Origin of the sequence: Sphingomonas ginsenosidivorax, from assembly GCF_007995065.1 — a bacterium.
Classification (GTDB): Bacteria; Pseudomonadota; Alphaproteobacteria; order Sphingomonadales; family Sphingomonadaceae; genus Sphingomonas; species Sphingomonas ginsenosidivorax.
Map to the genome: position 1 here is coordinate 2681060 of NZ_VOQR01000001.1, position 24067 is coordinate 2705126.

The 24067-nt window shown below is 68.7% G+C and carries 21 protein-coding genes; 8 read left to right on the forward strand and 13 right to left on the reverse strand.

Features of this window, described 5'->3' with window-relative positions; all coding sequences use genetic code 11:
- Positions 1 to 98 precede the first annotated feature (98 nt).
- Positions 99 to 917, forward strand: coding sequence for an N-formylglutamate amidohydrolase (locus FSB78_RS12175; RefSeq protein ID WP_147084164.1), 819 nt, complete (start codon positions 99 to 101; stop codon positions 915 to 917).
- A gap of 184 nt (positions 918 to 1101) precedes the next feature.
- Here the strand turns inward: FSB78_RS12175 and FSB78_RS12180 are convergent, their stop codons facing one another.
- The 3 genes from FSB78_RS12180 to FSB78_RS12190 form a co-directional block, all read right to left on the reverse strand.
- Positions 1102 to 1647 carry a cytochrome b gene (locus tag FSB78_RS12180; RefSeq protein ID WP_147082897.1) on the reverse strand — a complete coding sequence of 182 codons (546 nt, stop codon included), beginning with the start codon at positions 1645 to 1647 and terminating at the stop codon, positions 1102 to 1104.
- Between the two features lie 246 nt (positions 1648 to 1893).
- Positions 1894 to 2658 carry a SapC family protein gene (locus FSB78_RS12185; RefSeq protein ID WP_147082898.1) on the reverse strand — a complete coding sequence of 255 codons (765 nt, stop codon included), beginning with the start codon at positions 2656 to 2658 and terminating at the stop codon, positions 1894 to 1896.
- Between the two features lie 55 nt (positions 2659 to 2713).
- Positions 2714 to 4162, reverse strand: coding sequence for an FAD-binding oxidoreductase (locus tag FSB78_RS12190; protein ID WP_147082899.1), 1449 nt, complete (start codon positions 4160 to 4162; stop codon positions 2714 to 2716).
- 287 nt (positions 4163 to 4449) lie between these two features.
- Between FSB78_RS12190 and FSB78_RS12195 the strand changes: the two genes are divergently transcribed.
- From FSB78_RS12195 to FSB78_RS12205, 3 genes are all read left to right on the forward strand, one after another.
- Entirely contained in the window at positions 4450 to 4902 is a 453-nt protein-coding gene (locus FSB78_RS12195) for a hypothetical protein (RefSeq protein ID WP_147082900.1), read from the forward strand.
- Positions 4903 to 5032: 130 nt separating this feature from the next.
- Positions 5033 to 6556: a DEAD/DEAH box helicase gene (locus FSB78_RS12200; RefSeq protein WP_147082901.1), complete on the forward strand. Its 1524-nt coding sequence runs from the start codon at positions 5033 to 5035 to the stop codon at positions 6554 to 6556.
- 1 nt (position 6557) lies between these two features.
- Complete coding sequence (locus tag FSB78_RS12205; protein ID WP_147082902.1) at positions 6558 to 7076, forward strand: thioredoxin family protein; 519 nt, start codon at positions 6558 to 6560, stop codon at positions 7074 to 7076.
- A gap of 111 nt (positions 7077 to 7187) precedes the next feature.
- Here the strand turns inward: FSB78_RS12205 and FSB78_RS12210 are convergent, their stop codons facing one another.
- The 6 genes from FSB78_RS12210 to FSB78_RS12235 all read right to left on the reverse strand — a co-directional run bounded on the left by FSB78_RS12210 (position 7188) and on the right by FSB78_RS12235 (position 13254).
- Complete coding sequence (locus FSB78_RS12210; protein WP_147082903.1) at positions 7188 to 7802, reverse strand: glutathione S-transferase family protein; 615 nt, start codon at positions 7800 to 7802, stop codon at positions 7188 to 7190.
- Between the two features lie 74 nt (positions 7803 to 7876).
- The gene (locus tag FSB78_RS12215; protein ID WP_147082904.1) at positions 7877 to 8746 is read right to left on the reverse strand and encodes a dienelactone hydrolase family protein; all 870 of its coding nucleotides are present in this window, start codon (positions 8744 to 8746) and stop codon (positions 7877 to 7879) included.
- Positions 8747 to 8779: 33 nt separating this feature from the next.
- Positions 8780 to 9871 carry an MBL fold metallo-hydrolase gene (locus tag FSB78_RS12220; protein ID WP_147082905.1) on the reverse strand — a complete coding sequence of 364 codons (1092 nt, stop codon included), beginning with the start codon at positions 9869 to 9871 and terminating at the stop codon, positions 8780 to 8782.
- Positions 9872 to 10416: 545 nt separating this feature from the next.
- Complete coding sequence (locus FSB78_RS12225; RefSeq protein ID WP_147082906.1) at positions 10417 to 11094, reverse strand: DUF1013 domain-containing protein; 678 nt, start codon at positions 11092 to 11094, stop codon at positions 10417 to 10419.
- A 98-nt stretch (positions 11095 to 11192) separates the two neighbouring features.
- Entirely contained in the window at positions 11193 to 12215 is a 1023-nt protein-coding gene (locus tag FSB78_RS12230; RefSeq protein ID WP_147082907.1) for a glycosyltransferase family 4 protein, read from the reverse strand.
- Between the two features lie 163 nt (positions 12216 to 12378).
- Complete coding sequence (locus tag FSB78_RS12235; RefSeq protein ID WP_147082908.1) at positions 12379 to 13254, reverse strand: UDP-2,3-diacylglucosamine diphosphatase; 876 nt, start codon at positions 13252 to 13254, stop codon at positions 12379 to 12381.
- A 205-nt stretch (positions 13255 to 13459) separates the two neighbouring features.
- Here FSB78_RS12235 and alr point away from each other — a divergent pair, with 205 nt between their 5' ends.
- From alr to FSB78_RS12250, 3 genes are read left to right on the forward strand one after another with little or no spacing between them, the layout of a single operon-like run.
- Positions 13460 to 14566 (forward strand): alanine racemase, encoded by a 1107-nt coding sequence (gene alr / locus FSB78_RS12240; protein WP_242008245.1) that lies wholly within the window; start codon positions 13460 to 13462, stop codon positions 14564 to 14566.
- Positions 14563 to 15816, forward strand: coding sequence for a D-amino acid dehydrogenase (locus FSB78_RS12245; protein ID WP_147082910.1), 1254 nt, complete (start codon positions 14563 to 14565; stop codon positions 15814 to 15816). The genes alr and FSB78_RS12245 overlap by 4 nt, the downstream gene beginning before the upstream one ends.
- Positions 15817 to 15826: 10 nt before the next feature.
- Positions 15827 to 16174 (forward strand): RidA family protein, encoded by a 348-nt coding sequence (locus FSB78_RS12250; RefSeq protein WP_147082911.1) that lies wholly within the window; start codon positions 15827 to 15829, stop codon positions 16172 to 16174.
- 3 nt (positions 16175 to 16177) lie between these two features.
- Here the strand turns inward: FSB78_RS12250 and FSB78_RS12255 are convergent, their stop codons facing one another.
- The 4 genes from FSB78_RS12255 to FSB78_RS12270 all read right to left on the reverse strand — a co-directional run bounded on the left by FSB78_RS12255 (position 16178) and on the right by FSB78_RS12270 (position 21491).
- Entirely contained in the window at positions 16178 to 17392 is a 1215-nt protein-coding gene (locus FSB78_RS12255; RefSeq protein ID WP_147082912.1) for a histidine-type phosphatase, read from the reverse strand.
- 16 nt (positions 17393 to 17408) lie between these two features.
- Positions 17409 to 20003 carry a TonB-dependent receptor gene (locus FSB78_RS12260; protein WP_147082913.1) on the reverse strand — a complete coding sequence of 865 codons (2595 nt, stop codon included), beginning with the start codon at positions 20001 to 20003 and terminating at the stop codon, positions 17409 to 17411.
- A gap of 103 nt (positions 20004 to 20106) precedes the next feature.
- Complete coding sequence (gene rsgA / locus FSB78_RS12265; protein WP_199743174.1) at positions 20107 to 21105, reverse strand: ribosome small subunit-dependent GTPase A; 999 nt, start codon at positions 21103 to 21105, stop codon at positions 20107 to 20109.
- Between the two features lie 32 nt (positions 21106 to 21137).
- The gene (locus FSB78_RS12270; protein ID WP_147084167.1) at positions 21138 to 21491 is read right to left on the reverse strand and encodes a hypothetical protein; all 354 of its coding nucleotides are present in this window, start codon (positions 21489 to 21491) and stop codon (positions 21138 to 21140) included.
- Between the two features lie 212 nt (positions 21492 to 21703).
- On the opposite strand from FSB78_RS12270, the gene FSB78_RS12275 reads away from it, so the two are divergent.
- Positions 21704 to 24067 carry an FdhF/YdeP family oxidoreductase gene (locus tag FSB78_RS12275; RefSeq protein WP_147082914.1) on the forward strand — a complete coding sequence of 788 codons (2364 nt, stop codon included), beginning with the start codon at positions 21704 to 21706 and terminating at the stop codon, positions 24065 to 24067.

The window sequence follows — 24067 nt, forward strand, 5'->3', positions numbered from 1 at the left end:
CGCGCCCGGCAGCCTAGCGTGTTCGCGTGGTATTTCCCCCCGCCCCGAGCCTCGCCCAGAGCCCCGATCCGAGTCCCTCCTTCACGCGGATCGGGACTATGCCGCCGGCCAGCCCGGTGGTGCTGTCGGTGCCGCATGCCGGACGCGACTATCCGCCGGCGCTGCGCCAGGCGCTGCGCGTGCCGATGGCGGCGGTGCTGCCGCTGGAGGACCGGCATATCGACGCGGTCGCGACCGCCGCGCGCACGGTCCAGACGATGATCGTGCAGGACCGCGCGCGCGCCTGGATCGATCTCAACCGCGGAGAGGACGAGCGCGACCCGAAGGTCGACGAGGGCGCACCGCTCCGCGCGGCGATCCACCAGTCGGCCAAGCTGCGCAGCGGGCTGGGGCTGGTGCCGCGGCGCGCATCGGGCGCGGGCGACCTGTGGGGGCGACGATTCGCCGACGCCGACATGGTCCGCCGCATCGCCGACGACCATCGCCCCTATCACGCGGCGCTGTCGCAGGCGCTGGCCGCGGCACGCGCGCGGTTCGGGGTGGCGGTGCTGCTCGACGTGCATTCGATGCCGCCGCTGGGCCCGCCGGGAGACGCCGCGCGGATCGTGCTCGGCGATCGCTTCGGCCACACCGCGGACGCGCGCTTCGTGTCGCGGCTGGAGGCCGAGGGGCTCGCGGCAGGCCATGCCACCACGCTCAACGCGCCCTATGCCGGGGGGCATATCCTCGAGCGCCATGCCGACCCGCAAGGGGACATCCATGCGATCCAGCTGGAATTCGATCGGTCGCTCTATCTCGACGCACGGCTCGACGCGCCGGGTACCGGTTTTGCCGCAACCGTCGCGCTGTTGCGGCGAATGCTGGCGGCGTTGACCGACGAGGCGCTCGGCCCGCCCATCGCCGCGGCAGCAGAGTGATAGCGCGCGCATAAAAAAACCACCCCGTGCGGTATCGCACGGAGTGGCCAAGGTTCAGGGAGGAGACACGCCTGAAAGGCGTGTCGTACGGCGCCGCGAAAGGGGGGGACACGATGCCGTACAAGCTCTAAATAGGCGAACGCGATTTTGGTTCAACCCTGTTGCCGAAAAGTCGCAAAAAATTTCAGCGACGTACCGCAGGGGCCATCCGGGCCAGCACATTGTTGCGCAGGATGAGGTGGTGACGCAGCGCGCCGGCGACGTGCAGCACGACCAGCGCGAGCATCAGCCACCCCAGCACGCCGTGCGCGGCGTGGCCGAACCCGCTCGTCGCCTTCGACACCGACAGATAGGGGATGTCGAACAGCCCGAACCAGGTGAGGCCCCCGGGCTTGGCGCTGCCCGACACCATCATCCATCCGGTCACCGGCATGGCCAGCAGCAGCGCGTAGAAGGCGAAGTGAGTCGCATGCCCCAGCCCCTTCTCGGCGGCCGGCACGTCGGCGGGCAGCGGCGGGGCGGGATGCGTGATCCGCCAGATGATGCGCCCCAGCGTCAGCACCAGGACGGTGATGCCGATCGCCTTGTGCCCGGCCATCCATCCGCGCAGCGCGGGGATCGGATCATGGAGCAGGCCGACCGCGATGTTGACGAGCACCAGCAGCGCGATCGTCCAGTGCAACCAGATCGCCACGGTGGAATAGCGGTCGGTACGTTCATATGCCGGCATCGGAGCCTCCCCAGGTTCGGAAGGCGATGCTACACCGCGGCAATCAGGCTGGGTAGCCCGCCGAACAGAGACGCATCTGGCGTCGCGCCGATGCCATCCCGGCATCACCCCACGCACCGTCACCCGGACTTGGTCCGGGTCCACCGTGCCGCAAATTCAACGGTATGGAGTGTGCGGCACGGTGGATGCCGGAACAGGTCCGGCATGACGGAGGAGAGCAGTCGGGTTAAGCCGCGGACTCCAGCATCACCCCAGCGGCGGCTGCGGCGCCTTGCCCAGCTGCAGCTGGCGGCCGAACAGGTCGCGCATCAGCGACAGCGAGAACAGGTGCGCGTACAGCAGCGGCAGCATGCCCGACTTGCTCATCTTGCGCAGCGTGTCGCCCCGCGCGTCGATCAGCTTCTCTTCGTTGATCATCTGGAAACCGCGATAGATGAAGGGCTGCTCGGCGCCGTCGGGCTGGATGCTGACCTCGCCGTCCATCAGCAGGTCGAGCTCGCGCAGCTCCTTCATGAAGTTCTGCGTGCGGGCGCCGGCCTGTTCGAACGATTCGTTGAACGCCAGGATGTTCTGCGTGACCTCGGTCGGCTGGCCGTTGGCGAACAGCGCGTCGCCGTCCTCGAACTCGCCGACCGCTTCGGACGTCGGGTCGAAGCAGAGCGACAGCTCCTGCGCATCCGGGTGCAGCCGCGCCAGCATGTACGGGTAGCGACGGATATAGGCCGGGACGTAGAAGGTGTTCTCGGTCAGCTTGCCGTCGTCGCCGACGAACACGTTGACGCCCTCGTTCAGGCCCATCAGCGCCAGCGGGATCGCGTCGTCGCCGACCGAGAAGACGATCGGCATGTGCCGCTGAACCAGCGGGAATTCGTCGACGGTGATTGGAATGGCGTGCTGGCCGACCACGAACGGTGCGCTGTCCTGCGTACGGACCTTGTAGTTGGCATGCGTGTCGCTCGAAAGCGGCTCGAGACCGTTGTAGAAAAGCGGAAGCTGGGCAGCGCTGGCCATTAAGTCTCTCCAAGGGCGTTGGTAAGCCGCCACGCAGGGCGATTGGCGCGAGGCTCTATGGTGCGGGGGCGTCCGGCGCAAGCGCAACGAGTTTTCCCGGGTTCAGGATGCCGAGCGGATCGAACGCCGCCTTGATCCGCCGCAGCGCCATCATCCGCGCGGGCGACGACAGCCGTTTGAGTTCGGCGCGCTTCATCTGTCCGATGCCGTGCTCGGCGGAGATCGACCCGCCCGCCGCGACGACCAGGTCGTCGACGAAGCGCGTCACGACCGGCGCATCCTCGCCGTACCATCGCGCCGGATCGGTCCCCGGCGCCGCGCGGACATGGAAATGGACGTTGCCGTCACCGAGATGGCCAAAGCCGCTCGCGCGCGTGCCGGGGAAGCGCGCCTCGCAGGCCGCACTCGCCTCGATCATGAAGCGCGGCATCGCGTCGACCGGGACCGAGATGTCGTGCTGCGTCGCGGGGCCCAGCGCACGCTCCGACGCCGACAGCGAGTCGCGGATTCGCCAGAACGCCTCGCCCTGCGCCTCGCTCGCCGCGATCACCGCGTCGGCGGCAAGGCCGTCCGCCAGCGCGCCGCCGAGCAACCGTTCGAGCAGGGCTGCGGGCGCCTCGCCGTCGATCGTCGCCGCCGTCGCTTCGATCAGTACGTGCCACGGATGCTCGCCCGTCAGCGGCGCGCGCGTCGCGGGGACATGCGCGATCGCCGCGGCGAGCGACTCCGCGGGCAACAGCTCGAAACTCTCGATCGTCTCGGTCGCGGCCTGCAACCGGCGCAGCAGCCTGAGCGCGCTCGCCGGACTGTCGACGCCAACCCACGCCACCCCCCGCGCGGCAATCCCCGGCACCAGCCGCAGCGTCGCCGCGGTGATGATCGCCAGCGTCCCCTCCGACCCGATCAGCAGCTGGTCGAGGTCGTAGCCACGATTGTCCTTCTTCAGCGCGGACAGGCCATCATGCACCGATCCGTCCGCGAACACCGCCTCGACGCCCGCGACCAGCCCGCGCATCGTCCCGAACCGCAGCACCTGCGTCCCGCCGGCATTGGTCGACACCAGCCCGCCGATCGTCGCCGTTCCACGCGCGCCCAGCGTCAGCGGAAAGCGCGCGCCCTGCCCCTGCGCCGCCGCGTCGAGGTTGGCGAGGATCACGCCCGCCTCCGCGACCGCCAGTCCGGCGTCCGCATCGAGGCTTCGGATCCGCGCCATCCGGCGCATCGACAGCAGCAGCGCGGTGCCGTCCGACGGCGGCGTCGCGCCGCCGACCATCGACGTGTTCCCGCCCTGCGGCACCAGCGGCACGCCGAACTCCGACGCCGCCTGCACGATCGCGACGACGTCCGCGGTCGATGCCGGCGCGAGCAAGGCGGGCGTCCGCCCGTGATACCGGTCGCGCCAGTCGACCAGCCACGGCGCGATGTCAGCGGCGTCGGTGACGATCGCCTTGGCGTCGAGCCGCGACGACAGCGCGTCGAGCATGCGGGTCTGTGCGGGAGTCATGGGCGCTTCTTAGTGCGCAGGGACCGGTAGCGATAGCATTCGCACGGCCTCCGTCCCCTCCGCCTCCGCCCTATCGTCATCCTGACGATAGTCAGGACCCAGAGCCAAGCAGCGCAACGTTCGCGACCTGGGTCCTGACTTTCGTCAGGATGAAGAGTTTCAACGCCGACCTCCCCGAGCAGCACCTCAGGTGGCAACACGCGTGGGCAGGACTTTCGTGACTTTCCGAGAATCCACTGCCCAGTTCACCTCGCGTTCAACCAGCGCCCCTAACGCTTGCATTATCCATGATTCATCCAGCGCTCCCCGTCACCCTGTTCGCGCTCGCGGCGCCCGCCGCGGCGATGGTCCAGTCCGACCTCGACGGACTCCAGATCGCGCAGATGTCGATCCACGAACGCATCATCATCCGGGTGCCGCGCATGTCGCACGCGAAGTCTAGGCCAAGCGAGGCGACGGCGCCGGAGTTCAAGGAGCACAAGGGTCCCAAATGCGTCGCGGTCGGTGACATTGCCGGCGCTGCGCTGGGCAAGCCCGGGGTGGTCGACCTGATGATGGACAATGGTACCCGGCTGCGCGCGAAACTCGACGGCGACTGCAAGCCGCTCGATTACTATACCGGGTTCTACATCCGCCCCGCCGCCGACGGATTGATCTGCCAGGACCGCGACGCGATCCGCATGCGGTCTGGCGCGACCTGCGAGATCGAAGGGTTCAAGTCGCTCCGCATCAAGCGCTGAAGCGACGCTTTACTGCGCCCGACACCGGGTTTCCTTGACATTTCACGGTAAATCCGCGAGCGCCGACGGTCTCGGGGACCGTGTCTGCGCACCCGCTGTTTATCCGGATATTTCGCATGAGCCTGACTGCATGAGCTTCGCCGATCTCGGCCTATCCGACGAACTGCTGAAGGCGGTCACCGACTCCGGCTATACCGAGCCGACTCCGATCCAGGCAGGCGCGATCCCGTCGGTGCTGATGATGCGCGACATCATCGGCATCGCGCAGACCGGCACCGGCAAGACCGCGTCGTTCGTGCTGCCGATGATCGACATCCTGGCGCACGGTCGCAGCCGCGCCCGGATGCCGCGCTCGCTGATCCTCGAACCGACGCGCGAACTCGCCGCGCAGGTCGCGGAGAATTTCGAGAAATACGGCGTCAACTCGCATCTCTCGATGGCGCTGCTGATCGGCGGCGTGTCGATGGGCGACCAGCTCGCCGCGCTCGAAAAGGGCGTCGACGTGCTGATCGCGACCCCGGGCCGGCTGATGGACCTGTTCGGGCGCGGCAAGATCCTGCTCACCGGCTGTTCGATGCTCGTCATCGACGAGGCCGACCGGATGCTCGACATGGGGTTCATCCCTGATATCGAGGAAATCTGCACCAAGCTGCCCAAGACCCGCCAGACCCTGCTCTTCTCCGCGACGATGCCGCCGCCGATCAAGAAGCTGGCCGACAAGTTCCTGTCGAACCCCAAGACGATCGAGGTCTCGCGCCCTGCCTCGACCAACCTCAACATCAAGCAGTATCTCGTTACCGTCGCGAGCCAGAGCGCCAAGCGCGACACGCTGCGCCGCCTGCTCGACCAGGCCGAGGTGACCAACGCGATCATCTTCTGCAACCGCAAGACGACGGTCCGCGACCTCAACAAGATCCTCAAGCAGGCCGGATTGAAGTCGGGCGAGATCCACGGCGACATGGAACAGCGCGAGCGCCTCGCCGAGCTCGAGCTGTTCAAGACCGGGGCGGTCAACGTGCTCGTCGCCTCCGACGTCGCGGCGCGCGGTCTGGACATCAAGGGCGTCTCGACCGTCATCAACTATGACGCGCCGTGGCACCCCGACGACTATGTCCACCGCATCGGCCGCACCGGCCGCGCGGGTGCGACGGGCACCGCCTACACCTTCGTCGCGCCCGACGATGCCGAGAACATCCAGAACATCGAGAAGCTGACCGGCCAGACGATCGAACGCCTGGGCACCCCCGCCAAGGCCGAACCCGTCGAGACCGCCACGCCGGCCGAGGAGGCCGAGGCCCCGCGCCGCAGCCGCCCCCGTCGCGCACCGCGCGCCGACACGGTGGCCCCTGCGGTCGAGGCCGAAGTGCTCGCCGAGATCGCCGCCAAGCCGAAGCGTGCAGAGCGGCCGCGCCGTGCCGAATCCGAGCTCGTGCAGCCCGTCCGCGAAGACCGTCCCCGCCGCGAAGAGCGCCCCCGTCGCGAGGAGCCCGTCGCCGCGGCCCAGCGCGAGCCGGTCCGCGAGCAGCGCGTAGAGACGCGCCGCCCCGAGCCAAAGCGCGCCGAACCGCGCCGCGCCCGCCAGGACGACGATACGCCGGACACTGGCTGGAACGGTCCGGTCCCCGACTTCCTCAGTGCCGTCATCGGAGGCTAACATGTCCGCATTTCGTTTTGCCGCAGTCGCGCTCGCTGCCACGGCGCTCGCTGCGCCCGCCGTCTCGAAGGTCGCCGCGCCGCGCGTGAGCGCCGCGAGCTTCACCAATCTCGCGAGCCCGCTGCCGCTGCCGTACGACGAGAAGGCGAATGCCGACGCGCAGGTCGCCGCCGCGCGCAACCGTGCGCTCAAGTCGCACAAGCGGCTGCTGATCGACCTCGGCGGCAACTGGTGCCTCGACTGCCGCCTGCTGGCCGGCACGATCGACCTTCCCGAAGTGAAGCGCTTCGTCGACGCGCATTTCGTCGTCGTCACGGTCGATGTCGGCCGCTTCGACAAGAACGGCCAGATCGCCGCGCGCTACGGCATCAAGGGCCGGCTGAAGGGCGTCCCCGCCGTGCTGGTCGTCGATCCGCGGACCAACAAGCTGCTCAACGCCGGCCACGAGACCGACCTGTCCGACGCCCGCTCGGCAGGCCCCCAAGCGCTCGCCGACTGGCTCGCAGGCTGGGCGGCGTAACCCGCCAACCGTCACCCCGGACTTGGTCCGGGGTCCACCCCTCCGCAAACTCGACCGCGTAGAGCACGCCGCACGGTGGATGCCGGACCAAGTCCGGCAAGACGGTAGGATTCAGGCTGGCTTCGCGATCAGCGCATCGTCGATCGCCGCGGCACGCGTGTACGCCTCGCGCTCCGCCAGCCGCGCGCCATAGGCCAGGAACGCATCGCGCTTCGGCATCGAGCCGAACATCTGCCCCCACATCACCTGGCTGCCGACATAGACGTCGGCCGCGGTGAACCGGTCGCCGGCGATGAACGGATGTGCCGAAACCGCCGCCTCGAGCGTGTCGAGCATCGTGTCGAACGACCCATAGCCGACCATCCGCTGCTGGTCGTCGGTCGGCACCACCCCCAGCGACCTGTTCGTCACCGCGGCCTCGACGGGCCCCGCCGCATAGAACAGCCATCGATAATAATCCGCGCGCTCGTCCGCGGTCGGCGCCAGCCCCGCCTCGGGAAATGCCTCTGCCAGATACGCGCAGATCGCCGCGCCCTCGGTCACTACCCGCCCGTCATGGACGATCGCCGGCACCTTGCCCATCGGGTTGACCGCCAGATACGCGGCGCCCTTCATCGACGACGCATAGTCGAGCACCACCGTCTCGTACGGCGCGCCGACCTCCTCGAGCATCCAGCGCGCGATGCGCCCGCGTGACATCGGATTGGTGTAGAAAGTGAGCGTCATCGGATCCCCCTGTGAACAGATGAGGAACATCTACCCGATCACGCCCACCGTCAAGCGCGGTCAGCCGAGCGAGGTCAGACGAGCGCGGTCTCGAACAGCGCGAGCATCCGTCCCCACGCCCTGTCGGCCTGCGCGGCGTTGTAGACGCGGCTGTCGGGCGGGCACCAGCCGTGCATCGCGCCTTGATAGACCTCGATCTCGGCGGGCAGCTTCGCCGCGGCGAACGCGGTCCTGAGCGTGTCCTTCTCGGTCGGCGACCGCGCATCGTCGTTCGCCGCGATCGCGATCAGGTAGCGCGCCTTCATCTGCGGGATGCGCAGGTGCGGGCTGTCGGGCTTGTCGGTCACCATCCCGCCGCCATGGAAGGTCGCGCCGGCGCGGATCCGCCCCGGCACGGCGGCCGCGGTCAGCATCACCATCGGTCCGCCCATGCAATATCCGGTGCTCGCCATCCCGCGCTTGCGATCGACCTGCGGCTGCTTGTCGAGGAAGCTCGTGAAGGCGATGCCGTCGCGCACCGTGCCCTCGGTGCTGAGCGCCGCGCGGAACGGCGCGATCCGCGCTTTCACCTCGGGCTGGTCGTAGGATTCACCGGGTTTCAGGAACGGCGCCTTGGTCGAGCGGTAGAACTGGTTGACGACCAGCACCGCATAGCCCGACTGGGCGAGGCGGTCGGCCATCTGCCGGAACGCCGGCCGCAGCCCCATGACGTCGGGCCACACCAGCACGCCGGGATGCCGGCCGGTCGCCGGCGCCACGAAATAGGCGTCCGCGGTGCCGTCGGGCGTCGCGATGGTCACGTCGCGGCCCTTGATCGTGGCGGCGTTGGCAGGCGCGGGCAGCAGCATCGCGATCCCTGCAGCGCCGGTCATCGCACCGAACTGACGGCGTGAGACGCCGCCCAAATACGCGCCATTGTCCTCGGTGGTATGGTCGTCACACATCCAAGCTCTCCTGTCCTCTGCGCCGAGGCTATATCAGGTCGCGCGCCACCACCACACGCCATCGACGGTATCGCGCACCGCCCTGCCCTCGACCTCCAGCCGCCGCAGATGCGCGAGCGACTCGCCGGTCGCCATGCCCAGCATCTCCGGCCCGATCGCGCGGCGGAACAACCGGCCGAAGCAATCCACCGCGCGGCGCGGTTCGGTGAGGAAGGCCTCGAGCTCGTCGAGCCGTTCGCGATGCTCGCGGTCCATCGCATCGAGCCGCGCGCGCAGTCCGGTGAACGGCGCGCCGTGTCCAGGCAGCACGAGCAAATTGTCGGGCAGCGTCTTCAGCTTGGCGATCGACGCGAACCATTCGCCGAGCGGATCCGCGTTCGGCTCGGTGGCCCCCAGCGACACGTTGGGGCTGATCCGCGGCAACACCTGGTCCCCTCCGATCAGCACGCCCGCCTCCGCGTCGTAAAGGCACGCATGTTCCGGGCTGTGGCCCGATCCGACCACGACCCGCCAGTCGCGTGCACCGATCGTCAGCGTGTCGCCATCCGCGATGCGCGTATAGCCCAGCGGCAACGGCCGGGTGACGAGGCGGAACAACGCCCAGCCCTGCATGCTGGCATGCGCGACCTGCGCGTCGTCCCACCCGCCGCCACGCCAGAACGCGATCTGCGCCTCGGGGACCGTCTCGCTCGCATCGCCGAGCAGCATCCGCGCGGTCAGCCATTCGCCGCGGGTCATCACCAGCGGCGCATCGTGGCGGTCGCACATCCATCCCGCGAGGCCGATATGATCGGGATGGAAATGCGTCCCGACCATCTTGGTGACGCGCGTGCCGGCCAGCGGCCCCTTGAAGACCGCCTTCCACGCATCGCGCGCGTCCGCGGTGTTCATCCCGGTATCGACCAGCGCGACGCCCTCGCCGCGCGAGTCCGCATCGTCGAGGACCCAGCAGTTCACATGCTTCAGCGGGCCGGGCACCGTGAGCCGGACCCATGCGATCCCGGGCGCGACTCGCATCGTGCCGCCGGGGGCGGGCTCGGCGTCGCCGAACGGGTAGGTCAGGCCCTTGTGGCGGATCGGGGCGAGGTCGGTGGGTGCGGTGGGTGCGGTGGGTGCGGTGGCCATACGTTGCAGGTAGCAACCGGCCGCGCCGCAAACCACCCGTCATGCTGAACTTGTTTCAGCATCTATCTCGCCGAAGACGCCGCTGTGCGATCCTGCACGTCAGGGCTTGCCGCCCGGTGGATCCTGAACCAAGTTCAGGATGACGCGGTCACCGCTTGAACCGATCATCGAACAGCGCATGCGGTCGCCATGCGTTGCAGGTGGCAACCGCCCGCGCGGCAAACCACCCGTCATGCTGAACTTGTTTCAGCATCCACCTCGCCAAGACGCTGCCGCTCGACTCTGCTCGTCAGCGCTCGCCGCTCGGTGGATCCTGAACCGAGTTCAGGATGACGAAGTCACTGCTTGGAAGGATCATAGAACATCACATGCGGTGGCCATCCGTTGCAGGTGCCAACCGCCCACACCGCAAACCACCCGTCATGCTGAACTCGGTTCAGCATCCACCTCGCCGAAGACGCCGCCGCGCGGTCCTGCACGTCAGCGCGCCGCCCGGTGGATCCTGAACCGAGTTCAGGATGACGACTAGGTCCAGGATGAAGGGGTCACCGCTTGAACGGGTCGTCGAACAGCGGCTTGACCGGCAGGACGCCGCCCTGTGCCACGAACTCGGCGTCCGCCGCCGCCTGTGCGCGCTCGCCGCGGAGCTGCTCGAGCAGCGCCTCGCGGTCGCCCTCCAGACGGGTGTCGGTCGGCGCTTCCATTCCGGCGGCCTTCGCGGCCTTGGCGACCGCGGCGTCGAGCTCGCGCTGCGTCGTCAGGCCGAGCGTCACCGGGTCCTTCGGGGTGATGTTGGCGATGTTCCAGTGGCTGCGGTCGCGGATCGCGGCGATCGTCGTGCGCGTCGTGCCGATCAGCAGGCCGATCGCGCCATCGCTGATCTCGGGGTGGTTGCGGATGATCCACGAGATGCCGTCGGGTTTGTCCTGCCGCTTGCTGACCGGCGTGTAGCGCGGGCCCTTGGTGCGGCGGACCTGCTCGGGACCCTTGATCATCTTGAGGCGGTAATCGGGATCGGCCGAGCCCTTGTCGATCTCGTCCTGCGTCACTTCGTGCGCGCGAACCGGATCGCGGCCGGTCAGCTTGGTCGCGGCGGTATCGTCGGCGATCGCCTGGACCTCGAGGATGTGCAGCCCGCAGAAATCGGCGATCTGTTCGAAGCTGAGCGCGGTATTGTCGACCATCCAGGAGGCGGTCGCGTGGGGCATGAGCGGCTGGGCCACGGCGTGAACTCCGTAAAAATAGAAAGGGCCGCCCCTTTCGGAGCGGCCTGACATGACGGATGATGTACCGCGCGCGGGGCTTTCAGGCAAGCGACGCTTCAGGCTGCCAGGGCGAGCGGTTGCAGCGGCACCAGCGCGTGGAGGAACTGCCGCGCGCTGGCCGCCCAGCTGAACCGGCCTGCATAGGCCGCGCAGGTCACGCGGTCGCGAGTCAGCGCCCCGGCGATCGCGGTACGCAGGTCCGCGTCCATCGCCCCGACCCGCTCGTCGAGCACGTCGAGCGGCCCGGTCACCGGATAGGCCGCGACCGGGGTGCCGCACGCCAGCGCCTCGATCATCACCAGCCCGAACGTGTCGGTACGGCTGGGGAAGACCAGCACGTCGGCGGCGCGGTACGCCGCGGCGAGCTCGCATCCCGTGCGCTGGCCGAGGAAGCGCACATCGGGAAAGCGCCTGACGAGCGCTGCGCGCGCGGGGCCGTCGCCGACGACGACCTTGGTGCCGGGATGGTCGCACGCCAGGAACGCCTCGATGTTCTTCTCGACCGCGACGCGCCCGACATAGAGCATTACCGGGCCGGGCAGCTCGGCGAACGCCGGGTCGCGCGCGCCGTCCATCCCGAACAGCGAGAAGTCGACGCCGCGGCCCCAGGCGCGAGCGTGGTTCAGCCCGTGCGCTGCGAGCGTCGCCTCGACCGACGGGGTCGACGCCAGGATCGCGTGCGCCGGCGCGTGGAACCAGCGGATGTAGCGCCATATCCATTCGGGGTTCGCGCCGGTCCGCGCGGCGATATAGTCGGGGAACTGCGTGTGATAGGCGGTCGTGAACGGGATCGCGCGCGCCAGGCACCACGTGCGGGCAGCGAGGCATACGGGTCCCTCGGTCGCGAGATGGATCGCATCCGCGCCGAATGCGGCGAGCATCCGCCCGACCGCCGCCGAGCGCGCGAAGGCCAGCCGGATCTCGGGATAGGTCGGGCACGGCACCGACGCGAAGCGTTCGGGCGAGACGACGAGCACGACATGCCCCATCGCCTCCAATTCGGCGCGCACCGCCTGCAGCGTGCGGACGACCCCGTTGACTTGCGGGCTCCAGGCGTCGGTGACGATCGCGATACGCATCGTGGTTTCCTTCCTGAAACCCTCTCCCATCAGGAGAGGGAGGGGCCCGCCCGGCGCAGCCGGGTGGGAGGGTGAGGGCAGGATCCGATCGAGCGCGGTGGCACCTGCCCTCACCCCGCGCCGCTTCGCGGCTGGCCCCTCTCCCGATGGGAGAGGGGAAAATTCAGGCCGCGATCGCGACGACGGTGTCGCGGCTGCGCGCGGCGATCTCGTCGCCCCAGTGCAGCAGCTCCATCCGCCCGTCGAAATGCTCGACCAGCGCGGTGCAGCTCTCGACCCAGTCACCGTCGTTGAAATAGGCGACGCCGGCGATCTCGCGCATCTCGGCGGTGTGGATGTGCCCGCACACCACGCCGTCGACGCCCTTGAGCCCGGCGGCGTGCGCGACGACGGTCTCGAACTGCGAGATGAACGCGACCGCGTTCTTGACCTTGGCCTTGGCATGCTTCGACAGCGACCAGTAGGGCAGGTTGAGCCGGCGGCGCGCGGCGTTGACCCAGCGGTTGACGCCCATCAGCAGCGTGTAGGCGGCGTCGCCGACATGCGCGAGCCAGCGGTGCGCGAGCGTGATCGCGTCGAACTCGTCGCCGTGCAGCACCAGCAGCCGGCGGCCGTCCGCGGTCTCGTGCACCGCGTTGCGCTGGATCGCGATGCCGCCGAAGTCGAGCCCGGTGAACTGGCGGAACGCTTCGTCATGGTTGCCGGGGATGTAGACGACGCGCGTGCCGCGCTTGGCCCGCTTGAGCAGCCGCCAGACGACGTCGTTGTGCGCGGCCGGCCAATAGACGCGCTTCTTGAGCCGCCAGCCGTCGATCATGTCGCCGACCAGGAACATCGTGTCGCTGTCGACGTGATCGAGAAAGTCGACCAGCATCTCGGCGTTGCAGCCGCGCGTGCCGAGATGGACGTCGGAGATCCAGATCGTCCGGAACCGCCGCCGCTCGACGATCCGTTCGGGGATCGCCGGCCGCGAATGGATGAAATCGGCGATGGCGGTGATATCGGCGATCCCGCGGTCGAACGGCAACTCGGCGGTCATGGGCAGCCCCCAACGAAGTCCTGCCGATGCTATGCCCCACGAGTGTGACAGCGCTGTGGGATTTGGGTTACGGCACGAAGACCGTCTCCGCGCGCGCCCCACGCGAACGACGCGAATGACGATCGCCACTTTCCGTCGCCCCGGCACGTTACTATGCGGGCGCGAGAGGATCCCGATGACTGCATGCACGGCCGAGCGGATGGCCATGACCCGCTTGACGATCGACCTGGACGCCATCGTCCGCAACTACCGCTGCATCATCGCGCTCGCCCCGGGCAGCGCGGTGGCCGCGGTGGTAAAGGCGGACGCCTATGGCCTCGGCGCGGGGCGGGTCACCGCTGCGCTGGCGGACGCCGGCTGCGCGCACTTCTTCGTCGCGCATCTGTCGGAGGTGGCGGCGGTCCGCGACGCGGCGCGCGGCGCCCCCGTCTACGTCCTCAACGGCCTTGCCGCGGGGGCCGAAGCGGATTGCGTCGCGCTCGGCGCGATCCCCGTCCTCAACTCGCTCGTGCAGGTCGCCGCGTGGCGCGCGCAGGGGCAACGCCTGCCCGCGATCCTCCAGGTCGATTCGGGGATGCAGCGTCTCGGGCTTTCGCCGCAGGAGGTCGAGGCGCTGATCGCGGCGCCCGAGCTGCTGGGCGACATCGATCTGCGCTACGTCATGAGCCACCTCGCCTGTGCCGACGAACCCGAGCTCGCCGCCAATCGCTGGCAGCGCGATCGCTTCGCGGCGATCTGCGCGCAGCTGCCGCCGGTACCGCGATCGTTCGCCAATTCGGGCGGCGCGTTCCTCGGCACCGACTATCATTTCGACCTGCTGCGCCCCGGCATCGCGCTGTACGGCGGGCAGCCGCGGCCCGACGTCGTGATGGAGCCCGTCGTCACGCTGACCGCCGCGATCATCCAGACGCGCATCGTCCCCGCGGGCGCAGGCATCGGCTACGGCCTGACCGCCGCGAGCAACACCGACCGCATCATCGCGACGATCGGGATCGGCTATGCGGATGGCTGGCCGCGCCGACTGGGCGGGCGCGGATCGGCGTTTCTGGACGGGCAGCGCGTGCCGATCGTCGGCCGCGTCTCGATGGACAGCCTGCTGATCGACGTCAGCGCGGTCGCCGAAGCGGCGCGTCAGCCCGGCGCGCCGGTCGAACTGCTCGGCCCCCACCAGACCGTCGACGCGGTCGCGCGCGATGCCGACACGATATCGTACGAAATCCTGACCCAACTTGGGCAACGCTACGCCCGACACTATGTCGGTGGGACCATCGGAGACAATCCGAGCGAGATCCATCGGAGAGAAAGAGCATGAAAGTCCTCGTCCTAGGCAGCGGCGTGATCGGCGTCACATCGGCCTGGTACCTGCAGGAAGCCGGCCATGAGGTGACGGTCGTCGACCGCCAGCCCGCGCCCGCGATGGAGACGAGCTTCGCCAATGCTGGCGAGATCTCACCAGGCTATGCCTCGCCCTGGGCGGCGCCGGGAATCCCCGCAAAAGCGATGAAATGGCTGTTCATGCAGCACGCCCCGCTGATTCTGCGGCCGCGGGCGGACATGGCGATGATGCGTTGGCTGTTCGCGATGCTGCGCAACTGCACCGCCGAGCGCTATGCGATCAACAAGCGCCGGATGGTGCGGGTCGCCGAATATAGCCGCGATCGGCTGATCGACCTGCGCCATAGCACCGGCATTGCCTATGACGAGCGGATGCAGGGCACGCTGCAGTTGTTCCGCGATGCCAAGCAGCTCGACGGCATGGCCAAGGACATCGAAGTGCTCGCCGCCGACGGCGTGCCGTTCGAGGTGCTCGACCGCGCCGGCTGTATCGCGATCGAGCCGGGGCTCGCCAACAGCGCGGCCCCGATCGCCGGTGGGCTGCGGCTGCCCAACGACGAGACCGGCGACTGCTTCAAGTTCACCAACGCGCTGGCGAAGCTGGCGGCGGCGCGCGGCGTGACCTTCATCCAGAACCGCACGATCGAGGGACTGACGTCGGAAAAGGGCAAGATCACCGGCGTCGTCACCGATGGCGGCGTGATGACCGCGGACGCCTATGTCGTCGCGACCGGCCCGCATTCGCCGCAGATCGTCAAGTCGCTGGGCCTGAAGGTACCTGTCTTTCCAGTAAAGGGCTATTCGATCACCGTGCCGATCACCAACGCCGCGCGCGCGCCCGAATCGACTCTGCTCGACGAGAGCTACAAGGTCGCGATCACGCGGCTGGGCGACCGGATCCGCGTCGGCGGGATGGCGGAGATCTCGGGCTACAACAACGCCCTGCCCGAGGCGCGGCGCGCGACGCTGGAGCATTCGGTCGGCACGCTGTTCCCCGGCGCGGGCGATCTGTCCGCCGCGAGCTACTGGTCCGGCCTGCGGCCGATGACGCCCGACAGCACGCCGATCATCGGCCCGACGCGCTATCCCAACCTGTTTCTCAACACCGGCCACGGCACGCTCGGCTGGACGATGGCGTGCGGGTCGGGCCGCATCATCGCCGACATCGTCAGCGGCCATACCCCCAATATCGAGGTCGAAGACCTCGCGCTCTCGCGCTACAACTAGGACCTGCGCCATGACGATCACCCGCATCGATACCGACGCCCGCATGAGCCAGGCCGTGATTCACGGCGACACCATCTACCTGGCCGGCCAGGTCGGCGAGCCCGGCCAGGACGTCGCCGAACAGACCCGCACCGCGCTCGCCGAGGTCGACGCGCTGCTGGCTCAGGCCGGCAGCGACAAGTCGAAGCTGCTGATGGTGACGATCTGGCTCGCCGACATGGCCGACTTCGCCGCGATGAACGCGGTGTGGGATCCGTGGATCGCCGGGGTCGCGGCGCCGGCCCGCGCGACCGGCGAGGCGAAGCTCGCATCGCCGGACTACAAGGTCGAGATCATCGCGGTCGCGGCGCGGGGCTGAGCGCTAGTCGAGCGACAGCCGCTTCGCCATCAGCGCGTCGAACGCCGCGAGCGTGCACAGCCCGCGGACGCCGCGCGCGGTGCAGCCCGCGATCGGCATGACGTGGCGATAGGGCCGCGCCGTGCCGAGCATGCGGATCTGCTCCAGCGTCTGCGCGCGGTACACCGCGCGGACGTAGCGCCTGCCCTGACGGTCGACGAGCCGATCGACCATGATCGCGCCGCCCGGGGCGGGATCGTCCGCGGCGAGGCCGGGGACGCGCCAGTGCAGGTCGAGCAGCCCGGCGAGGCTCGCGACATTGGTATCGTGGCCGGAGATCATCGTGAGCGCCGGCGCGCCGGGCCGCGCATCGACGACCGCCTCGCGCATCAGCGGCCCCAGCCCCGACAGGTTGCGCGCCGCGACGTAGAGCGGCCGCGCGAGCAGGCGGAACTCGACCGCATGCAGCTCCGACGCGGCGGCGATATCCGCCGCGCTCGCCCGGCCCCAGCCGACCTCGCGCATCGCCTTGCCGTCGGCATATTGCAGCAACAGGATCTGCGCGACGGTCGACGCGCTGTCGAGCGCACCGCTGAGCTTGGGCCGGCTGTCGGACTTCGCGGGTGCGAGCCCCGACGGTTCGCCGGTCACGCCGCAGCCGGTCTTTGCCGAACCGCACAGGATCGCGTCGAGCCGGCGCATGACCGGCTGCAACCGGCGATCCTCCCCGGCGATGCCGCCGCCCCCCGCATCGGCCAGCACCGCGGCGCGGGCCACCGCCGGATCGAACGCCACCGCGCGCTCGCCGATCGGCGCGAACAGCGGGTCGGCGACGTCCTGCGGCCGGTGCGCGATCACGGGTTTGCAACCGGGTAGCAGCGCCGCGGTCCAGACCTCGGCGGTGGCGATCGTGCGCTGGTCGCTGTCGGCGACGACCCGGACCGTGCCGCAGCCCTTGGCCGGCAGCACGCGGTCGCGAACCAGCGCCGCCCGGTCGGACGCCGCGAGACGGCGCAGCGCCTCGGCCCCGTGCGGAGTGAGATAGCCGGGCTTCACCGGCCAGCTCGGCCAGGCCTCGGCGGCGGTCCCCTCCGGCATCGGCGGTGCCTTGGTCGGCGGGCGGACGCCGTGGCGCATCAGCATCACGACGCGCTCGACGCGCAGGCCCGCCTGCGCCGTCGCCGCGGTCCCGGCCGAGAGCAGCAGGGCCGCGCAGGTGGCGTTGAGAAGAGCGCGCATCGGGGTTCCTTGCATCCTAGAAATGGAGCTGCGCCCCCCAGCGGACCGACAGGTCGTAGCGTTCGCGCTCGACCAGCTGCGCCTTGGTGCCGATATAGCGGCGCCACGGTGCGTCGGTCAGGTTCGTCGCGTTGGCGAAGAAGGTCAATTCGGGCGTCACCTGATAGCTCGCATTGACGTCGAGCTGGCCGTTGCGGTCGGTATACTGGTCCTGCGCCGCGGTCGCGCCCAGCGTGTCGAGATAGGCCGAGCGGTACGAATACGCCGCGCGCACCGCGAAGCCGTATTTCTCGTAGAATAGCTGCGCGGTGCCGACATGCTTCGACTGCAGGAACAGCGGAATGTCCCCGGTCCGCGGCGTGGCGCCGAGCACGGTGCCGTTCCCGTCGCCCCAGATCCGCGTATAGTTCGCGCTGACCCCGAAGCCGTCGAGCGGCGACGGCAGGAAAGTGAAGCGGGTCTGCAGGTTGACCTCGATCCCGTAGACCTTGGCCTTGTCGATATTGAGCGGGGTCGACACGCTGGCGTTGGTCAGCGCCTGGCCCGCGAAGCTGCCGGTCTGGCCGAGCAGGACCTGCTGGTAGATCGGGTCGTCGAGCCTCTTGTAGAAGCCGCCGACCGAGATCAGCCCCTGCCCCGGCAGATAATATTCGATCGCGCCGTCGAAGTTGAGCGCCTTGTACGGCTTGAGGTCCGGATTGCCCTGCGCGACCGAGACCGGGTTGGTCGTGGTGTCGACCGACACGAACGGTGCGAGCTGCGCGTAGTTCGGACGCCCGATCGCGGTCGTCACCGCCGCGCGCAGCACCAGGTCGTCGGCGACGTCGTAGCGCGCGTTCAGCCCCGGGAAGACGTCGGTATATTGCTTCGACCCGAAGCTGTTGAACCCCGAACTGGCCGAGGTCGTCGCGGTGATCAGCTTAGCCTGGCTGCGGTCGCGGGTATGCTCGACTCGTACGCCGGGGACGAGCGTCAACCGGTCGAACTTGAGCGTCGCCATCGCATAGCCGGCGATGATGCGTTCCTTGACGTCGTAATCGTTCGCGAGGCTGTTGTTGACCGAGCCTGCCGCGTTGAGCGTGACCGTCCCCGGATTGGCGGCGAGGAACGCCTCCGCGGTGTCGTAGCCGATGCGCGGGCCGAAGCTGTAGTCGCCGCCGTAGAAGCTGGTGTCGCCGAGATACGAAACGTTGGCGAGCGTGAAAGTCCGCCCCGCGGTCAGACCATAGGTCTGGTAGTCGCGGTTGTTGGTCTTGTGCCGGTCGAGATATTTCCCGCCGATCTTGACCGACGACCCGCCGCTGCCGAACGCGAGCGGGATCGTATAGTCGACCCGCCCCTGCGCCAGCCGCTCGACCGCGAGGCGGCGGTCGTAGTTGACGCTGTTCAGCGTGTACGCGGTCTGCGCGAGCGTGGTGCCGGGCACGAAATCATAGGGCGCGTCGGACACGTCGTAGTTGACGGTCAGCGCGGTCCCGCCGGTGCGGAAGTTGTATTCCGAGCGCAGCGGATCGCGCTTCTGCGCGCGGGCATAGCCGCCGCTGATCGCGAGCTGGCCCGGGCCGACCGCGAACTCGCCGCCGCCCTGCACCGACTTGGTGGTGTCGGCCTCCTGCCGGCGCCGGACGCGCACGCTACCGCGACCGCGGAAGGTGCCGGTGGTCGCGGTCTGGTTGGTGAACGCCGACTGGTTGTCGATGATGAACTGATCGCGCGTCTCGCTGTCGTCGAACGCCGAATAGGTGCCGCGCAGGAAGATCTTCGTCGTGTCGCTCGGCCGCCAGTCGAGGTTGAGCACGGCACCTTTGCGCGTCCGCGTCAGGTTGTAGTCGCGCAGGCCGTACTGGTCGGGAACGACGAAGCCGTTCGCCGCGGTGGCTACACGATAATTGGTCGAACCCTGGAAATTCTCCGATTCGATCGGGCGCTTCGAATAATTGACCGACAGCACCGCACCGAACTGGCCGTCGGGGCCAAACAGCCCGCCGACCTGGACGTCGCCTTCATAGGGGTGCTTGCCGTTGAGCTTCGACCAGCCATAGGCAGCGCGCGCATCGGCGAAATAGGGCTTGTTGCGGTCGAACGCCGACAGCGTGCGGATATCGACCGATCCGCCGATCGCGTTGGCGTCCTGGTCCGCGGTCAGCGACTTGGTGACGACCACCGCGTTGATCAGCGCCGACGGGATGTCGTCGAGCTTGACCTGGCGCCCCTCGGGCTCGGGTGCCGGCAACGTCATGCCGTTGAGCGTGACATTGACGAGATCGGGGTTGATCCCGCGGACGATGACGTAGCGCCCCTCGCCCTGGTCGTTCGCGACCGACAGGCCGGGGATGCGGCGGACCGCCTCGGCGACGTTCTGGTCGGGCAGCTTCCCGACATCGTTGGCGAAGATCGCCTCGACGAAATTGTCGGCGCTGCGCTTCTCCTCGATCGCCTTGCGTTCGCCGGCGCGCGTGCCGGTGACGACGATGTCGGGCGCGTCGGTCGGATCGGCGGCGGCTGCCGTGGCCGCCGCGGTAGCGGGCACCGTCTGCGCCTGCGCGACGCCACCCAGCATCGCGCCCACTGCGACGCCCGCTGCCAATGCGGCCCTGAAAGTCTTGATCATGTTGCGTAATCCACCCTGCTCCGGGTCCGCCTAGCGGGCGGCGAAGACAGATCGGCGTCGGCGCGATGACAGACTTAAGTCGGTGCGTGCAGGGTGGGCGGCGCTAGCGGCGGCGGCGCCTGGTCGAGGGCGTCGGCGCTGCGCTATCCCCGGCCTCCAGCGTGCGCCAGCGGGCGAAGCGGTCCGCGGTCAGCGCCCCCGTCTCGATCGCCGCGCGCACGGCGCAGCCCGGCTCGCGACCGTGCAGGCAGTTGGAGAATTTGCAGTCCTGCGCCGCCCGCTCGAAATCGTCGAACACCTCGGCGATTCCCGCGGTCGCCTCGGACAGCTGCAGTTCGCGCATGCCGGGCAGGTCGAGCAGCCAGCCGCCCTGATCGAGGCGATGCATCTGCCGCACGGTCGTCGTGTGCCGCCCCGTGCCGTCGGTCTCGCGGATCGGCTGGGTGGCGATGCTGTCGGAGCGGCGCAGCGTGTTGACCAGAGTCGACTTGCCGACGCCGGACGAGCCAAGGAACGCGACGGTCTGGCCCGGTCCGCAATAGTCGGCGAGAAAGGCCACGTCGGCGGGGTCGCGGCCGTTGACGCTGTGCACCACCAGCCCCGGCTCGATCGCACGCGCTGCCGCGACATAGGTCTCGGGCGTGTCGGTTAGGTCGACCTTGGTGAGGATCACGACCGCGCGGACGCCGACTTCGCGCGCGAGCACGAGATAGCGCTCGATCCGCGCGACGCTGAAGTCCTGGTTGCACGACGCGACGAGGAACACCGTGTCGACGTTCGCGGCGATCATCTGTTCGCGCCGCGGGTCGCCCGGCGCGCGCCGCTTGAACAGGTTCTTGCGCGCGAGCACGCGGACCGGCAGCGGCGGATCGCCGGCGAGCAGCAGCCAGTCGCCGACGGTCGGATGATCGTCCTCGGGCTGCGCGCCCTGGATGTGCGACGGCACGGTACCGTCCCATCCCTCGCCTGCGACCGCGATCTGCCCGCGGTGCACCGACATCACGCGGACGGGGCGCAGATAGGTCGCTTCCGTCGCCGACAGCTGGTCGGCGAAATGCGCGTCCCAGCCGAGCGCGGGCAGATCCGGATCGGGCGGCGTCATAGGAATGGAGGGACAGCCTTCATCGCGCCGCCTTACTGGTAATGCGCGGTCTTGGCGAACCCGTCATTGGTCTTCGCCATCTTGGTGAGCTTGCGTATATAGGCGCGGACGTGGCGGTCGAACCGGGTGTCGTCGTACACCCCGCGCCAGATGAACGCGTCGCGCTCGAGCAGCGCCTTGAGGTCCTTCAGGACCGCGTCGGCACTGTCGGTGCTCTTGACCGACGAACACACCATTTCCTCGGCGGCCGCCTTGTCGCAATCGTCGTGGTGGCCGTAGCCGCCGCGCTCGGCGCGCACCTGGTCGGACCGCGCAGCCGCGATCCGGCTGTCCAGCCATTTGCGGACGGCGGCGCCATCCCATTCGCGTGCAGCATTCTCGACCATCGTCACCTCGTGGCGCTCCTCTAGGCCGCGCTGGCGGGCTTGTCAGGGCTTTCATCGGCAGCGGCGATCATACGCGGCGACCGCGTTTCAAGGTCCGCGGCGAAAAATTCTGTTGCCCGATCCGGGCACGAATTCACTTGCGCCATACCCGCTGTGCTCCTTGAAGCGCCGCATGCCCGGGCGCGCGATCGTCCGCTTGCAGGAGAGTGAGTATGCGTAAACCACGTCCCGAGGGGATCAAGGACTATACCGGACCGGCCGGCGGCTGGGGTGCCCTGAAGGCGGTGGCGGTGTCGCTCAAGGCGCAGCAGATCGTCCAGCGCGGCGCGCAGACGCTGCTGAAATCGAACCAGCCCGACGGCTTTGACTGCCCGAGCTGCGCGTGGCCGGACCCCAAGCATACCTCGTCGTTCGAGTTCTGCGAGAACGGCGCGAAGGCGGTGGCGTGGGAATCGACCGCCAAGCGCATCGGCGCGGAGTTCTTCGCCGAGCATTCGGTGTCGGACCTGTGGGCGAAGACCGACCATTGGCTGGAAGGCGAAGGCCGCGTCACCGAGCCGCTGCGCTACAATGCGGCGACCGATCATTACGAGGTCGTCGGCTGGGACGAGGCGCTGGCCGAGATCGGCGCGGGCCTTGTGAAACTCGACGATCCGAATCAGGCCGAATTCTACACCTCGGGCCGGTGTTCGAACGAGGCGGCATTCCTGCTGCAGCTGTTCGTACGCCTCTATGGCACCAACAACTTCCCCGACTGTTCGAACATGTGCCACGAGGCGACTTCGGTCGGGCTCCCCAAGTCGATCGGGATCGGCAAGGGCACCGTCAGCCTCGAGGATTTCGATTCGTGCGACCTGATCTTCTCGATCGGCCACAACCCGGGCACCAACCATCCGCGGATGATGGCGACGTTGCGCGAGGTCGCGCGGCGCGGCGGCAAGATCATCGCGTTCAACCCGTTCAAGGAACGCTCGCTCGAACGCTTCGAATCGCCGCAGTCGGTGGTCGAGATGGCGACGCTGTCGGCGACGCCGATCGCTACCAACTATCTGCAGGTGAAGGTCGGCGGCGACGCGGCCGCGATCAAGGGCATCTGCAAGGCGCTGCTCGCGCTCGACAAGGCCGCCGCCGCCGCGGGCGAGCCGCCGGTCATCGACCACGCGTTCATCGCCGAGCATACCGCGGGCTTCGACGCGCTGATCGCCGATCTGGAAGCCAGCGACTGGGCCGACATCGTGCAAGCCAGCGGGCTCGGCCAGAGCGACCTGGAAGAGGTCGCGCGGCTCTATGCGCAGTCGACCGCGGCGATCGCCTGCTACGGCATGGGCATCACGCAGCACCGCACGGGCACCAGCAACGTGCAGCAGATCGCGAACCTGCTGCTGCTGCGCGGCAATATCGGCCGCCCCGGTGCCGGCATCTGCCCGCTCCGCGGCCACAGCAACGTGCAGGGCGACCGCACCGTCGGCATCACCGAGCGGCCGATGCCGGTGCTGCTCGACAAGATGAAGGAGGTGTTCGGATTCGAACCGCCGCGCGAGCACGGCCATTCGGTGGTCGAGAGCATCGCCGCGATGCGCGACGGCACGGCGAAGGCGGTGGTCTGCCTCGGCGGCAACCTCGCGGTCGCGGCGTCCGACCCGCAGGCGTGCGCGGAAGGCTTCCGCAACATGGACCTCGCGGTCCACATCACCACCAAGCTGAACCGCACGCAGCTGCTGATGGCGAAGGGCGCGACCTACATCCTGCCCTGCCTCGGACGCACCGAGCGCGACCTGCAGGAAAGCGGTCCGCAGTCGGTGACGGTCGAGGATTCGATGTCGATGGTCCACGCCTCGCGCGGGTTCCTGATGCCGCCGGGCGAGAATGTCCGCTCCGAGCCGTGGATCGTCGCGGGCATCGCCAAGGCGACGCTGGGCGGCAAGGGCGGCATCGACTGGGACGGCTATGTCGCCAATTACGACCTGATCCGCGACAAGATCGAAGCGGTGTTCCCCGCCTTCAAGGACTTCAACGCGCGCGTCCGGCAGCCCGGCGGCTTCCATCTGGTCAACTCGGCGGCCGAGCGCGTGTGGATGACCGATACCAAGAAGGCCAATTTCATGGTCGCGCCGCATCTCGAGGAGGACGAGAGCACGCGCGATCCGAGCGTCATGCGGCTCACCACGGTGCGCTCGCACGACCAGTACAACACGACGATCTACGCGCTCGACGACCGCTATCGCGGCGTGTTCGGCAGGCGGGACGTGCTGTTCATGAACGGCAAGGAGATCGCGCGGCTGGGGTTCGAGGAGGGCGACGTGATCGACGTCACCACCGCACTCGACTTCAAGCGCGACGACCGGATCGTGCAGGGCCTGATGCTGGTCGAGCACGCGCTGCCCGATGGCTGCTGCGCGTCCTATTATCCCGAGACGCAGCCGCTGATCGCGCTCGAGGACCATGATCCGCAGAGCTTCACGCCATCCTACAAGTCGGTCCCCGTCCAGATCCACGCCGCCGGGACCAACCGCGGCGCAGGGCTCGTCGTCGAGCGCGCGGGCGTCGCCGGCCAGTCCCTTCGTGCGAAAGCCTGA